Here is a 15,616-nt window from a genome sequence, read left to right as displayed (position 1 = left end):
AATTTAACATTTTTTTATTTAAGAGCCTCTCCGACTATCAAACATATATGGCTTTTATGAAAAAACTAAAGGAATTTATGAGTTGTTATACCCTGAACATGAAGTTATAATTTTAGATAAGAGCGAATAGAAAACTAACATCCAGTAACACAAGATAGCTGAGTTAACATATGAAAACCATGCAAAGTGTTCGGTACAACCTAGCTCTCTACAGCGTCGGTGGCATCGTCTTCATCATCGCCGCCTTAATTTTAAGACCTTTTGCGATCGTCGGCGCAGGGGAACGGGGCGTCATGATGCGGTTCGGCAAAATTCAAGACGCGATTTTAGATGAAGGCATCCACCCGATTTTACCGATGATCGTCACTTCTGTAAAAACTCTCAGCGTGCGGGTACAAAAAACCGACCTGCAAGCAGATGCAGCATCCAAAGACTTGCAAAAAATTACTACAGATTTGGCAGTCAACTGGAATGTTGACCCCGCCCACGTCAATCAAGTTTTCCAACAAATAGGAGACGAAGAACAAATTGTTACCAGCATTCTTAGTCCGGCAATTTCGGAAGTCCTCAAAGCAGCAACTTCTAAAAAGACCGCAGAAGAAATTATCACTAAGCGCACGGAACTAAAAACAGAAATAGACAACACCCTCAAAAAGCGTTTGGAACCTTACGGCGTCATCGTCAGAGATGTTTCGTTAATAAATTTTGGCTTTTCTCCCGAATTTAGCAAAGCCATCGAAGCCAAACAAATAGCAGAACAAGAAGCTAAACAAGCAGAATTTACAGTTCAAAAAGCCACCCAAGATGCTCAAGCTGAAATTAACCGTGCTAAAGGTAAAGCTGAAGCTCAACGCTTGCAACGACAAACTTTAACAGCCGAAATTTTGCAGCAGCAAGCGATTGAAAAATGGAACGGCCAGTTTCCGACAGTAATGGGAGGAGGCGGAACTTTGCCGTTAATTAATATTGCGCCGCCGAGCTCTCAAGCTGCAACTCCTGCTAAATAAGCTGCTCGACATCCCGATTAACGGAGCGCGGGGAGAAGGGGAGAGGGGGAGAGAGTCTGAGGGGGAGAAGAATAGAGGGTTTTTCACTGCCGAAGTGAAGATGTGCTTTGTTAAATGCCCAACAGCAAGCGTAGAAAATACAACTAACAACTAAGGTTAAATTCCGCTTACTTAAGTATCACTATAGAATTTACGTGGCGCGAACCCTGAAAAACGCTAAAGTAAGAAGCAACTCGGAAATTGTAAAGGTTAGCTTGAAACTTCGGCTGATGGGAGATCGCGAGAACCAGTCAATTTCTAATTTAGGTGAAGTGGGGGGTGTCGGCGATCGCCATACTGCGTCAAAAGCCGTGTGGCTAAGCGATCGAGCTTTGGCCGCTACTAGCAGCGGCATTGTTATTGCTGACGCCAATGCACCCGACTGTCCCATAATTTATTGCAATCCGGCCTTTGAACGGATGACAGGTTACTGCGCCAATGAAATCTTGGGGCGCAATTGCCGATTTTTGCAAGGCCCGGATACCGATCGAACTACTGTAGCTAAGATCCGCGACGCCTTGCGCCAAGGTCGAGAAATCCACACAACAATCAAAAATTACCGCAAAGACGGCACTCCTTTTTGGACCAAATTATCGCTATCTCCCGTGCGAGACGACAGCGCTAATTTGACTCACTTCGTAGGAGTTCAGTCTGACTTGTCGGAACCCATCGGTGAAGTGCAGCAAGCATTGCAGCAAGCTAACGACAAACTGCAAACGATTTTGGACGCAGTTCCGGGAACAGTATCTTGGATCAGCTCGGATTTGCGCTATTTGGGGGTTAACCAGCATTTAGCCAAACTGCATGGTTTGCGGCCGTCGGCTTTTGTCGGTCAAGATATTGGTTTTCTGGGCGCTAGCTCGGATTTTAACTCTTTTGTGGTGGAGTTTTTTGCCGGCGACGCTACGGAAGCGGTTAAAGAACTCAACGTTAAGCTACAAACTGACGGGGGACAGTCGGATGGATACTATTTGATTGTGGCTCAAAAGTACGATCGGGGCAAAGCAGCTTGTCTGGTAGGGATTGACATTACCGAGCGCAAGCGGGCCGAACAAGCTCTGGTGCTGACTCGCAAGGCCCTGGAAAGTTCGAGCGACGCGATCGGCATCAGCGATGCGGACGGCACTCACATCTATCAAAATCAAGCGTTTTCTCAGCTATTTGAATGGGACACCGCAGAGGAATTTAAGCTGGCTGGAGGTATATCGGCAGTTTTTGCTGACGCCACAGTCGCCAGGGAGGTACTCGACACGATCGCCCAGGGTTATTCTTGGTCAGGTGAAGTTGCTAACCGCACTAAAAGTGGCCAAATTTTGCCAATGCTGCTGCGGGCAGATGCGATTAAAGACCGCACAGGGAAAATTATCGGTCTGATTTACATTAATACCGACATTACCGACCGCAAGCGCACTGAACAAGAGCTGCGACAAAGCGAGAAGCGCTTTCGATCGTTGATTGAAAATGCTAGAGACATTATTGTGATTCTCGACGAGAAAGGCTTTTGCCGCTATGTATCTCCTTCCCTAGAGAGGATTTTGGGCTACCCGACGGCGGAAGTCCTCGGCCGGTCTATATTTGACTTGATTCACCCTGACGAATTGCCGATGGTGGATCAAGTGTTCAAAGGTGTCATGCAAACGCCGAAAGTTAGCCTGGGAATGGCCGAATACCGAGTGCGGCACAAGGAAGGTTCCTGGTGCGTGTTGGAAGCGGTGGCGACGAATTTGCTCGACGAACCTTCGGTGCGGGGAATTGTGGTCAACTGTCACGACGTGACTGAGCGCAAGGTGGCTGAAGAACAACTGTTACACGATGCTTTACACGATGCGCTGACGGAGTTGCCGAACCGCGGTTTGTTGACTGACAGGTTGGGGCAAGCTTTTGCCCGCGCGCAACGGCATCCGAGCTATCAGTTTGCGGTGCTGTTTCTGGATTTGGACAGGTTTAAGGTGATTAATGACAGTCAGGGACACCGCACGGGCGATCGGCTGTTGGTGGCTGTGGCTCGCCGTCTCTTGACTTGTTTGCGGCCGGGCGATACGGTGGCTCGTCTGGGGGGAGATGAATTTGTGATTTTGCTAGAAGAAATTCACGGTGTTGATGAGGCGATCGCCCAAGCAAAGGAAATTCTCAAAACAATCGAACAACCGCTTTCTTTGGAAGGTAATAAAGTTTTAATTACTGCTAGCATCGGCATTGCTTTAAGTACCGACAAATATCAGTGGCCGGGAGATATTTTGCGCGATGCTGATATTGCGATGTACCGGGCAAAAGCTCTCGGTAAAGCTCGCTACGAAGTTTTTACCAGTGCGATGCACACTCAGGCTGTGGCTTTGATGCACTTGGAACACGATTTGCGGGAGTCGGTTGAAGAACTAAATTTGAAATATTCCATATTGGATTTCGGATGTGTGGCGGTGGAGGACAACTCGCCGATGAGCGAAATTGATCGCAAGTTGGAGCGTCCGAAGTCGCCATTGGCTCCTTTTAAATTGGAATGTCCTTTTACTGTTTATTATCAGCCGATCGTTTGTTTAAAAAGCGGCTCTGTTATCGGATTTGAGGCGCTGGTGCGCTGGCTGCACCCGGAACGGGGTTTAGTTTCCCCGATGGAATTTATTGCGATGGCGGAGGAAACAGGGTTAATTACGCCTTTGGGTTTGTGGGTTTTGAACGAAAGCTGCCGCCAAATTATTAAGTGGCAGAGTTTGAATTTACCTGTGGGAAATTCGCCGCTGACAGTCGCAGTAAATCTTTCCGGAAGGCAGTTTGCGGAACCGGAATCGATCGAGCAAATTAAGCAAGTTTTGCTGGAAACAGGTGTTGACGCTCGCTGTTTGAAGTTGGAGATTACTGAGAGTGTGGTGATGGAGGATGGGGAAGCGGCGGCGGGGATGCTTTCGCAGTTGAGAGACTTGGGTATCGGGCTGTGTATTGATGATTTCGGCACTGGTTATTCGTCTCTGAGTTATTTGCACAAGTTCCCGATTAATATTTTGAAGGTCGATCGCTCTTTTGTCAGTCGCATCGGGGAAATGGGCGAAAATTTGGAAATCGTGCGGGCGATCGTCATGCTGGCCCGCAGTTTGGGGATGGAGGTAGTGGCAGAAGGGGTCGAAACCGCCGTCCAATTGGCTCAAATGCGGGCGATCGGCTGTGAGTACGGTCAGGGGTTCTTTTTCTCTAAACCTCTCGACAGTGAGGCAGCTACAGCGTTGTTGAGGCGATCGCCCAAATGGTGAACTTAACTAAATATTTAACCGGATCAAATTGCTTGATTGTCAATAAGGGCGATCGAGCTTTTTGTACTCAATGCCTTGAGTGTTAAAATTAAAATTGAATATAATAGCAAACTATCGAGATAGGTAAAAATATATGTCTCAATCTATTGTGCCAGCAGTCGAAGAAAAACAGCTCGATACTTCGCCGACATTAACTTTTGAAGAATACAGAGTTTATCAAAGCAATGACGATGTACAATATGAATTGTACAAAGGCAAATTAATAGCGATGGCAACGGCTAGTGCATTACATACAAGCATCTGCGAATTTTGGGTTTACAAATTGCAGCGTTACTTAGCTGAACACAATCTCGATTTAGTCGTCAAAACTTCTGTAGGAGTGAGAACCGAAGAGGCGACATCTCGCATTCCCGATGTAGTTGTTTGCACAGAAAGCTTGTGGCAGCAAGCTCTTGCTAGACGTGGTTCGGGAATACTTGACTTTGATGAAACGCCGTTATTAGTAATAGAAGTAGTTAGTCAAGATCGGCGGGCAGACTATATAACTAAACGAGGAGAGTACGAACAAGCTAACGTGCCGGAATATGTAATAGTTGACCCAGCAGAAAACAGACAGCGGGTGCGAGTTATGGCATTTCTCGAAGGTGATGACATTTATACAGAGGTAAATTACTTGCCGGGTGAGGAAATGGAATCTGTAGTATTCCCCAATCTGAGATTATCAGTAAATGAAATTTTAGATCCGCCATTGGTAGAAGGGTTAATTAAGGCGGAACAAGCTCAATTGCAGCAACTACAAACAGTCGAACAACGCGCTGAAAGATTGGCGGCGAGGTTACGGGAGTTGGGGGTAGATCCTGATGCTGTGTAGGAAATTGGATCAAGTACGTGAAGCGAAGCTATCCCGTGCGGAATCGCCCTTGACGTATTTCAATCATCTAGCGGCAAATCGCGCAGGAAATAAAAGCGATCGCGCCCTAAATCTTCGCCTTTAATTCGCCCTGCATAACCTGTCAGCGGAGAAGAAAGTTCTACTAAAATTTCGTGCAACTCTTCGCGGGACAACTTCTTGGGTGGGTTAGACATTGAATACGCACCGCTAAGAGCATCGACACTTGCTCGTTCAGAACCAGAATTTTCGTGATACTTTTTCAGAATAGAAAGAACGTGCGATCGCACTTTAATTTCTTGTTCAAGTTGCTCAATATATTTAGCAACTTCATCATCAGATTGTCCCGGTTTTAAGTATTCTTTCAGTTTAAATAAATCCACCGAGTTAGGATAGTTGCTTTGAAGTTTAACCAGTTTCTCAAGCGTTTCAGGGTTCATAATTGCCATACCGTGTACTTTGGCTGCCTCCATAAGTTGAGTAGTTGGAACGCCAGGGCCAATAATCAACTTAGTTGCTTTTGCGAGTGTTTCTTTATCTTTGAGCCGTAGCGTTCCTAAATTCAGCAATTGAACTGCTGTATCGTTAGGGATTTTTTTCCCGGCTTTGCACTCGCCAACTAAGGGGTAAGGTTTGGAGCATAATAAATCTAAGCCGCCAGCACCACCTTTGTGAGCATAATCTATGGTAAATCCCAAAAACTCAAGGCTATCGCGCACTACAATTTCAAAGTCTGTTCCTGCTTGATAGTTGCTTTTGTTTGTATCTAGTTCTTTGGTGCGATTTCCCAAAGCTGTTATGGTATTTATCCAAGCTAAATCCGGTTTGATGGGTTTTACAGGCTTATCGCTACTCCCACCTAGAAACATTTTGATTTCTGCTTGTAGTTGTTTGGCTTTTGGGTTGGTGGTGGATAAATGCACTAATGCACTTTGCAACTCTTCTAATTCTGGATGTTCTGGCGGCTCTAGTTTTTCCAGTTTTTGACGACGTTTAACAAAGATATTATCGCTCAACACAGGCGTTGAGTCAGTAACAGTTAGGGCTTTTGGCAAAGATACAAAATTGCCGTTGGGAGGCGCTGGCATTTCCAGCGGCTGAGGTAGCAGATAGACGCGAAGATGAGTTAGAAAAATATAACGACGTTGCAGGATAATTTGCTGTAATGCCTCTGTTGTCCAGACTGTTAACTGCGACAAAGCCTCTAATGATTCTGGCTCGTTTAGTATTTGGCAAAATTCGCATTTAGCCCAAGCTTTTATCACAACCGTCTCAGAACTTAACTGAGAAAATGAGGTTTTAGCAATTGGTAAAAAACTCGCTCGGTAGTATTGCTCATGGGGGAGCAAATTAATTGAGATATTGGCTGGATATAGGGCAAATGACCTACCAGGCTCGATGAAAATTCGAGGCATGGCTGCAATCACTCGCCCTTCGATTAAGGCTTCCACATCTGGCGCAGGTAACTGCAAAGCCGTATCAACAAAAACAGAATAACTCATCCACTTATTGACCTAATAACTTATCAAGTGCTTCGTCGAGGTTGTTAATTTCCGTTGTATCAGGTATGAACGTACTTTCAGCTATCTCATTTTCATCAACCAACCCATCAGGAATCTGACCCGACGGATCGCTAAGAATTTCACAAATTATATAATTTTCGGTCGCGAGTTTTTTGTGAACAATAAACTCCAGTATTTGGTCTTCGGTTACATCGTACTCTGTGCGAGCCTTGTTGACCAAATAAATGGCTAAGAGAGGCTTGATATCTTCACTCGCAAGCTTGACAAACTCTCCACCGAGTTCTTGAGAAAGAAGTTGATCCAAACACTGTTTTCCTACTGTCTTCGGTTTAACATCTTTAGAACGAACTAAACAACCGCGAGTCATATCAAACTTTTGATACTCAATTAATCGCTTTAATGCGGCACTGACAAACTTTGCCCCAGATTCTTGAACAACTGCTACTACTATCTTGACAGACTTTCCATTTTCTTTGCCTCGAATTCTAAAGTGGAGATAACCTTTGTCTACAGCTTTAGTTTGTACCTTTTCAATCTCCTCAACTTGCATTCGTTCTACAGTCTCCCCTTTGACTGCAAGGAATGCCAAATATAGAGCCTCGGCTAAAATATTGCTATCGTCAAAATATTTCTCGATTGTTTCCTCAAGTGCATTCAGTTCGTTGTTAAAAGCAAGTTCAACTTGATGGAGTGGATCTGCTGCTGTTGGCGGTGGAGTGGGATCGTTAGGTACTTTCCAATTCTTAGCACACTCCTCTAAAACCTTTCTGACAATTAATTTTTCTTTCCCCAGTTCTCTTAATTCACCTTCCTGAAAAGGATAAACGGGATAAGGTGGAGTTAAACCTTTACTGTCATAAAATTCTTTGAGCCATTGAGAAACTAGAGTCACTACATCATCAGCATTCAAATACTGTAAATCAAAAATCTTTTCACCCATTCTAGCTGTGACTGACTCGGCCTGGGGTAATGCTCTAATTTGAAATTGCCAAGTTTCATCAAACATAGCTGTCATTAAGACACCTCGTTTAATTTTACCGTACAGGTCTTTTACTAAGAGGGCGAGGACCTGCGCCCTGCTGAAACCAGCTTCATTCCGATCTACACTCTCTAATTCATCAAAGCCAATTACTAGAGTTCTGTAATCACCGATTAAGTCTAAAATTTGACAAACAGTCTGAAATGCTTCACCTTCTTTATCCTCTTCTGTAGAATTGGGTAAACCCATTGCATCAGCTTGTCCCTGTGCCAATGCTTTTCCAGACAGCCAGTTGGTTGCAAAGCTCACTTTATCTGAAGAAAGTGTCCACAGAATAGCCTGGATTAAATAAGGATTTTCGATGTTTGGCTTCAGTTGAAGCACTTTTTCAGTTAAGCGATCAACTAATTTAGGATTTTTAGCTAATGCCCCCGAAAATTGCTTGACTAAATTTTGAGGTATGTGAGTTTTTCCTAATGCCTCATTTATCAAAGCAGTTGCTAGTTCTTGCCACTGCATTACGCCTTCGTTACCAATCTGTTTCAGGCTTAAAGACAAAGTGTTTAGAAAGTTAGCGTGGACTCGGTTTAAATTTCCATAGTCTACGTCGCTCATATAAACAAAGAAAGAACCACCTTCCTCTAGGAGGCGGCTGCGAATCCGACTGATTAGGTGGCTTTTTCCTAGACCTTTTTCAGCTTTGATCGTGATGCCACTAACTGTGCGATACCGGGCGCGGATTTGCTCGATCGCCTGAAAGATAGCATCAGAGGCATGAGCATTGATAGAAGGAACGTCAGGAAAACTTGGGTTCCAAATATCATTGCTCCTGACTATTAACGATCTGTCAAAAGGGTTTTGACTTGCAATAGCTTTGTTCAGGTCGGAGATTGAGGAGTGAAAGTCATTCATCGTTTTGTGTGGGTGTGAAGATAAAGGAGCGAATGCACTACTAACTCAAATTAATTAGGTTAAACGCTTGACATAGCAGCGCAAACCGTTCACTTTTGTGGTGATAGAATCTTCGATTTTGTCAGGGGCGCTGTCTTCTACACTGCCACCTATAAGTTGGAGAATATCTTGAGCCTGCATTTCCAACAGCCACTCGTTGAACTCCGATCGCCCTACCATTTCCCCGATCGCCCGACGCATCCGATAAATCGGCACTAAATCGTCTAAGTTATAATCCCGGTTCAAGCTGTCATATACATCCAATGCCACAGCCTTAAAATCGTCATAGGATGCGATCGTCCCTACATCCCCCTTCGCTTTCTCAACCCGAACACTCGCCGCACCATCCTGATGCCGAATCCACTTCAACAAAGAATTTCCCAGCCGAGTACCAATTTGAGAACCATCAAACTCAAACAAAGAATCCCGACTTTTCAGCCCCTGCGCTAAAACTTCTTTCCCTTTCGCCGTCAATTCCACCAGCGTCACCCGATTTACCAGCGAATACTCGATCGCCCCAGTCGCCTGCAACTCGCCCAGCACTTCCAGATATCTCTGACTCGTCTCATTAGTCCGCACAATCCGCTTAGTCAAATCCCCCTTTTTTACCATCATTTTGCCGCCGCCCAAATCCCACAAATTCAGCAGTACCCGAACTTTTGCCTTAGCATCCCATACCGCTTGCTCTTCGGCTGTCAAAGTCTTAGGCACCGCAACTTCATCTTTCTCAGACATCTTCATACCTTTAAATACTTGTTCTTAGTATCAAATTTTATCATAAATCTTGCTGCCAAATATCTCAACTTTTCAGCAAAATCCCGCCCGAGGCTGTACACAACTTAGGCAAATTTTATTTTAAAATAATTGTGATTGACTAAAAGAAAATCGTTTGATATAATAGCTAATCTAACGAGCGATCGCACTTCAAATTCTCCACAGAAAATGCGATAAAACCATCTGAAGCACAGCCCGCTTTCCTCTAGCAAACTCAACAAATCTAGCGATCCCAACCTTAATTAACTACCTGCAACCCAGCTTAACTGCGACTTTAGTTCAATGCCAGATTCAGCCTTTAGAAAGACGAATTCAACTTAAACATCTTGTTACATTGCAATGGCAATCAAAACATTGAACAACATTTTACCCATGAAAACTATTCCCGACCAAATTTCCGACATCAAAGAAAAACTTCCCGATTTGACTCCCACCCCTCCCGGTTTAAAAGCTCAAGCATCTAGCCACGACCTTAAAGCCCGTTTAGATTGGGGCGAACCCGGACTCACAATCATCGACGCTCGTGATTTTGAAAGCTTCGCCAAAAGCCACATTACTGGCGCCGTAATGATGCCAATGGAAGACTTAGTAGAGCGAGCAAAATCCAGCCTAGAACCCGTCCGCGACATCTACATCTACGGCGAAAACGACCAACAAACCGCCGAAGCAGCCAATCTTCTCCGCGCAGCAGGCTTTCAAAAAGTTGCCGAACTAAAAGGCGGAATTCCTGCTTGGAAAGCCATTAAGGGCCCCATGGACGGCTCTGGCGAACACGATACTCCCGGCCCCGACGCCTACAACGTTTTTTCTCGCTTGCAACACCACGCCGATACCCAGAAAACCCACAAATAATCTCACACAATACCTAGATACCCGACTTTTTCAAGAAGTGGGGTATCTAACAAAACAATTTGTTTGTAGTAAGGACTGGAGCCCTCTCTTAAAGCTTGTGGCCACTAAGCACTAACGTCCTTACTACAAACTTAATTGCGATCGTATAACCAGACTAAATATTAACAGTCCTGGACGCAAAAAGTGCTTTGACACGCTACTTATAGCGCAATACGCTTGGGTTAAAACTATTTATTCCTCGGAGATCCCCCTAAATCCCCCTGGTTGTTGGGGGACTTTGATCAAGTTCTTGTCCCCCCCTTTTTTAAGGGGGCGCCAGGGAGATCGAGCTTAACGGAACCGTATTGACTTATAGTGTAAGGTTCGCATTCCGCACCCTACATAAACAACTGTGTGCGTCCAACACTGATTAAGACTACTTCCTCGCGTCCAAAAATGCTTTGACTTCCCTTAAAATTTGCCGATTCCCATCAAAAGTAATCAGCTTAACTGCATCCTCAAAGGAACTCCAGGCAGAATTTTGAACTTCCTCTACTTGCAACTGAACTTCCATTGACTTTACAAAAGCCACAAAGTAAGTAACAGTCTTTTCAATTGATTCTCCTTCCTTCGCAGAGGAATAATGTTGCACAGAACTAGGCTTCCCTTCCTTAACAAAGGAATAACGTTCCACAAAACTAGGCTCCGCAAGCACTTCACAATCGCGGATGCCAGTTTCCTCCTCAAACTCCCGCTTCGCCGTTTCTAGCGCCGATTCCCCCGGATTCGCGTGACCTTTAGGAAACGCCCAATGTCCGGCTTGATGTTGAATCAACAAAAACAAACTATCAGTTTCAGTTGCAAAAACTGGCACAATCCCAAAAGCTTCATCTTTCATCTTTCTTCTCCTTCCTATTAACTATCGTGTTTTTAGAGTCCGCGAAGGGGGACTTGGTTTGTGTAGAAGCCAATTCCATTCGCCCGTAACTATAATTCCCACCCCAACCGAGTCTGCTGTTCATAAACCCGCTTCAAAGTATTAACATCCCTCGCTGAAATAGGCGGAGGATTTCTCACCTGAGAAAAATAAAGCACATCAGTTTCCATCAAACTGTGACCCCAAATTCCCAAAGCGTGACCCAACTCGTGCCGCGCCGTCGCCGGAACATACTTACCCACTTGATTCGGATTCAAAAAAACCGAAAACCGATGAGATAACACCGTTTTATCCCCATCCCGACGGGCGTACAATTCATAGGTGGCCTCTCCAGAGCGCGATCGCAAAACCCCTTGACGCAAAGGCGGAGCCCGACGTAAAATCCTAATATCAGCCACCTCCGAACTATCCACCACTTCCAAAGGCAAATAAACCCCCCATTCCCGGACAACATCCAACACAGCCGCCACCCATTCTTCAGACTTACTAGAATCAACGGGACGCTCAACATAAACCTGAATCGGAAACTTAGACCACAACAAATGACCGAAATTCGGTGGCTTAACCTGGTCAAAATAATCACCGCTATCCGTGGAATCTTGCCAATTCGCTAGCGTTGGCGGCAAAGGATGAACCTGTGGATTCGGCAAACTATTCGGGAGAGGAGAAAGACTCGCCGCCGGAGTATTAGCCTGACTAAAAATTATCAGGCTAAAACAACATAAAGCCAATCCGAAACCAGCCAGAAATCGAGGTTTTAGCGTAACTTTCCACAACCGCATTTTTGCAACCGCAGATAGACACAAATAAACGCAGATGAACTTGAGATTATCTGCGTCTATCTGCGTTCATCTGCGGTTAAAAATCCAAATCTTATAACTTAGGCGCCAACCAACCAGCACTCAAAATCACAGTCAAACCCATAAAAACAATAGACAGACCCCAAGTAATCCGGTTCAGACTCGTTTCCGCACTCTTGGCGCTGGTAAACAATTGAGCTTGTCCGCCTATCCCTCCAATGCCATCGCCTTTAGGACTGTGCAGCAATACAAAAATCACAAGTCCTAAAGCAGACAAAGACCAGATAACTTGTAACACAGAAATAATATTCATAATCAGGGGTAATTGGTAATTAGTAATCGGTAATCAATCATCATATCAAATTCGGTCGATCGCACACAATTTATGCACGGACACTCCAAGAGCCCATTGGTGTCAACTTAAGACTAAAACCCTTGATAAATATCGCTTTTACCTGAGTCCCGATCCCCCTAAATCCCCCTTAAGAAGGGGGACTTTGATCCATTTCCGGTTCCCCCCTTATTAAGGGGGGCTAGGGGGGATCGAATCCTTATCGTCAAACAGCAGACCCCTACTACGTTGTTGTTGTAGTCAAGTTTCGATCCCCCTAAATCCCCCTTAAGAAGGGGGACTTTGATCCATTTCCGGTTCCCCCCTTAAGAAGGGGGGCGCCAGGGAGATCTAGGCTTAATAGTCAAACAGCATTCTGTGACTGGGTTTGACGTTAAATTGACACGAATAAGGGCGAAAGCCTTTGTCCCTATTGCTGCGTCCCTACTACAATCGAACTCGCACCGGAGTGCGATTGGCGCGAACTTCAAAATTAGCGGGTTCAATCATAGAGCGTCCCGTCATCTCCGGGGGCTGAGGCAACCTCAACAGCTCCAGAATCGTCGGCGCAATATCCGCCAAACAACCATCCGTCCTCAGAGGAACATCCGTTCCGTGACCGGGAATCTTCCGACCTTCGCCTTCTACCAGAATAAACGGAACCGGGTTAGTAGTGTGAGCCGTCCAAGGATTCCCGTCCTCGTCAAACATCTGCTCTGCATTTCCGTGGTCAGCAATAATAATTGCCGTTCCCCCAACTTTACTAATGCTACTCAACAGCCGCCCCAAACATTTATCCACAGTTTCGATCGCAATTATCGTCGCATCCATCATCCCCGTATGACCAACCATATCCGGGTTAGCGTAGTTAATCACCATAAACGAATAAATCCCCTTTTCCAAAGCCGTCACCACCCCATCCGTCACCACGGCCGCCGACATCTCCGGCGCCTCATCGTAAGTCCCCACCATCGGACTCTGCACCAACTCGCGGTGTTCCCCTGGAAAAGGCTCTTCCAGACCCCCATTAAAAAAATAAGTCACATGAGCGTACTTTTCTGTTTCCGCCGTCCGCAACTGCTGCAAACCGTGCTTAGAAATCACCTCGCCCAGAATATTGTTCAAATTCTGCGGTTCAAAAGCTACCATTACCGACGACAACTTCGGGTCGTACTGAGTAAAACTCGCAAACGTCAGCGGCTCAATTAACTGCCGTTCAAATCCCTTAAAATCGGGAGATACAAAAGCCTGAGTCAATTCTCTAGCCCTGTCCGGGCGAAAATTAAAGAAAATTACCCCATCCCCGGATGCCACCGCCCCCCGCGCAATCCGAGTCGGAACTGCAAACTCGTCGGTCACTCCTTCAGCATAGGAGGCCTGCAACACATCAACTGCCGATCGACCGTCAGGCGCGCCCTCAGTCGTCATCACCTCGTAAGCGCGGTGCACCCGATCCCAGCGCTTGTCCCTGTCCATCGCGTAGTAGCGGCCGCTGATTGTCGCAATCCGACCTACCCCTACCTCTTCGATATAACTTTCAATTTTGCCTAAAGCTTCGACACCTTCTTTCGGAGTAGTATCACGGCCGTCTGTAATCGCGTGAATGCAAACCTCAGAAATTCCCTGTGCCTTTGCTAATTCCAGCAAACCCTTAATATGACTGAGATGGGAATGAACCCCGCCCTCGGAACAAAGACCAGTCAGGTGCAACTTGCCACCTCGAAGCCGCACTTTCTCGCAAAGCCCAACCAGCGCCCGGTTGTTGAGCAAAGAACCATCTTCCACTGCATCCGAGATCCGCACCAACTCTTGAGGAACCACGCGGCCTGCGCCCAGATTCAAGTGACCAACCTCTGAGTTACCCATTTGCCCGTCTGGCAGCCCTACCGCCCGACCCGATGTTTTAATCAGAGTTCTGGGATAAGCGGCCCAGAGACTGTCCATCACGGGTGTTTTTGCCGCGGCGATCGCATTTCCGTCTTTTTCTTCACGATAACCCCAGCCGTCTAGAATAATCAGCACTACAGGAGATACAGACGCTTGTGCCATGTGAATACCTTATTTACAATAATTAATTTCTCGATCGTCATGATTTCCGATTTTGCGGAACATCTGCCGCTAATCAGTTTACATATTTTCTAAGCTCCCGCTGAACAAAGCCAACCAAATTTCCCTCAGTCACAGCATTTTGGGAACTAAGTGCGACTGCTTTGCGAATTGTTTAATGGGTTGCCTGGGCTTGAACTGTGAATCCACAGTCGAAGACTGTTACCGATATCACCAACAGCGGCCGTGCTTTTGCGGCCAGATTTCACGGATAGTTTAACCGTCGGTGGCTGTTGAAACACTAGAAACCATACCATACTTGGTTGGGTTTTGCTACTGCCTCAAAAAATAAATTTAACAGCCTTGACGGGGCTGCGAATAACTTTACAGGACAGGAGTTGAGCAAAAATCGGTTTCCGACTCAGCTCACTCTCAGCGGACATAAAATTCTACAACATCTTTTTTAATTTTTATATCGTAATTGCCAAAGAAATCGTGACCGAGCAGACCAATTTGCATTTGTTTGGCGATCGCCACTTCGACATTTTGGATCACAGCACCCCCAACCCGAATAGATCGCACTACGCCGATCGGCAACTCGACAACGCTACCGTCAGCGATCCCCGCTCTCACAGTACGCACAGGCCTCACTCCCAGTGCAGTAGCCATCTGCTGAGAAATCAAAGTGCCGCTCGCCCCGGTATCGAGAATCATTTCAAAAGTCTTGTTGCCGTTAAATACCACATCAATCACCGGCGTCCCGCCAGCCCGGCGCTTAATTTTAGCTTGAAATACCTGTGGATTCCCCGGTGGCTTCGCCGGTTGATTTGCTCGCGGTTTGGCACCAGCATTTGACGGGTTCCAAAACTGAGAGTACAATTCCCCAGTTGTCAATCCCGAACCTGCGATCGTGCGATTCCCTTCGGGATAGCTCCGCTTCACGAGCGACTGGAAACTCACATCGGGCACCAATGTCATCACCTGGGTTTCGGGCTGATGTGAACGAGAATGTACCTCTGCCCCCCCCACCGATCCCACAGCCACCAAAACGCTCGCACAAACCAAGCCCGATCGCCAAATTCGCTTGAGAATCACTTTTGCCATTATCTAAATACCTTAATTGATTCAATATGTCGAACAACAACCGCCACTGATATCCTAACCCGCTCCCAAAAACCGATCGCTCGTGAAGCGGAGCTATCCCGAAGGGAATCGGCCGATCGGCTCATCAGGAAAACTTGGCAATTTTCAAGCGATCGTATAACAT

Annotated in this window: 12 protein-coding genes; 4 read left to right on the top strand and 8 right to left on the bottom strand. The window is 46.1% G+C overall.

Annotated elements, in window-relative coordinates:
- Positions 1-179: 179 nt before the first annotated feature.
- From QT994_RS14925 to QT994_RS14915, 3 genes are all read left to right on the top strand, one after another.
- On the top strand, positions 180-1,007 hold the full coding sequence (locus tag QT994_RS14925) for a prohibitin family protein (protein WP_333175775.1): 828 nt from the start codon (positions 180-182) through the stop codon (positions 1,005-1,007).
- A gap of 269 nt (positions 1,008-1,276) precedes the next feature.
- On the top strand, positions 1,277-4,288 hold the full coding sequence (locus QT994_RS14920; protein WP_333175773.1) for an EAL domain-containing protein: 3,012 nt from the start codon (positions 1,277-1,279) through the stop codon (positions 4,286-4,288).
- A gap of 133 nt (positions 4,289-4,421) precedes the next feature.
- Entirely contained in the window at positions 4,422-5,159 is a 738-nt protein-coding gene (locus QT994_RS14915; RefSeq protein WP_333175771.1) for a Uma2 family endonuclease, read from the top strand.
- Positions 5,160-5,218: 59 nt separating this feature from the next.
- Here the strand turns inward: QT994_RS14915 and QT994_RS14910 are convergent, their stop codons facing one another.
- The 3 genes from QT994_RS14910 to QT994_RS14900 are packed head-to-tail and all read right to left on the bottom strand — an operon-like array spanning position 5,219 to position 9,365.
- Positions 5,219-6,679 carry a DUF1802 family protein gene (locus QT994_RS14910; protein WP_333175769.1) on the bottom strand — a complete coding sequence of 487 codons (1,461 nt, stop codon included), beginning with the start codon at positions 6,677-6,679 and terminating at the stop codon, positions 5,219-5,221.
- 4 nt (positions 6,680-6,683) lie between these two features.
- The gene (locus QT994_RS14905) at positions 6,684-8,591 is read right to left on the bottom strand and encodes a hypothetical protein (RefSeq protein ID WP_333175767.1); all 1,908 of its coding nucleotides are present in this window, start codon (positions 8,589-8,591) and stop codon (positions 6,684-6,686) included.
- Between the two features lie 54 nt (positions 8,592-8,645).
- Positions 8,646-9,365 (bottom strand): hypothetical protein, encoded by a 720-nt coding sequence (locus tag QT994_RS14900; RefSeq protein ID WP_333175765.1) that lies wholly within the window; start codon positions 9,363-9,365, stop codon positions 8,646-8,648.
- Between the two features lie 378 nt (positions 9,366-9,743).
- Between QT994_RS14900 and QT994_RS14895 the strand changes: the two genes are divergently transcribed.
- Positions 9,744-10,256: a rhodanese-like domain-containing protein gene (locus QT994_RS14895; RefSeq protein WP_333175763.1), complete on the top strand. Its 513-nt coding sequence runs from the start codon at positions 9,744-9,746 to the stop codon at positions 10,254-10,256.
- Positions 10,257-10,671: 415 nt separating this feature from the next.
- On the opposite strand, the gene QT994_RS14890 is transcribed toward QT994_RS14895, so the two are convergent.
- The 5 genes from QT994_RS14890 to QT994_RS14870 form a co-directional block, all read right to left on the bottom strand.
- Entirely contained in the window at positions 10,672-11,133 is a 462-nt protein-coding gene (locus QT994_RS14890; RefSeq protein ID WP_333175761.1) for an NUDIX domain-containing protein, read from the bottom strand.
- Positions 11,134-11,222: 89 nt separating this feature from the next.
- Positions 11,223-11,954 carry a peptidase gene (locus tag QT994_RS14885; protein WP_333175759.1) on the bottom strand — a complete coding sequence of 244 codons (732 nt, stop codon included), beginning with the start codon at positions 11,952-11,954 and terminating at the stop codon, positions 11,223-11,225.
- A gap of 91 nt (positions 11,955-12,045) precedes the next feature.
- A complete protein-coding gene (secG, locus tag QT994_RS14880; RefSeq protein ID WP_006631642.1) occupies positions 12,046-12,285 on the bottom strand; it encodes a preprotein translocase subunit SecG in 240 nt (79 codons plus the stop codon).
- A 465-nt stretch (positions 12,286-12,750) separates the two neighbouring features.
- A complete protein-coding gene (gene gpmI, locus QT994_RS14875) occupies positions 12,751-14,352 on the bottom strand; it encodes a 2,3-bisphosphoglycerate-independent phosphoglycerate mutase (protein ID WP_333175757.1) in 1,602 nt (533 codons plus the stop codon).
- A 429-nt stretch (positions 14,353-14,781) separates the two neighbouring features.
- Positions 14,782-15,453 carry a retropepsin-like aspartic protease gene (locus QT994_RS14870; protein ID WP_333175755.1) on the bottom strand — a complete coding sequence of 224 codons (672 nt, stop codon included), beginning with the start codon at positions 15,451-15,453 and terminating at the stop codon, positions 14,782-14,784.
- Positions 15,454-15,616 lie beyond the last annotated feature (163 nt).

The organism is Microcoleus sp. S13_B4 (assembly GCF_036700885.1).
Classification (GTDB): domain Bacteria; phylum Cyanobacteriota; class Cyanobacteriia; order Cyanobacteriales; family Microcoleaceae; genus Microcoleus.
The sequence above is the reverse complement of the archived record's forward strand: the minus strand, read 5'-3'. Positions and strand labels throughout refer to the sequence as shown.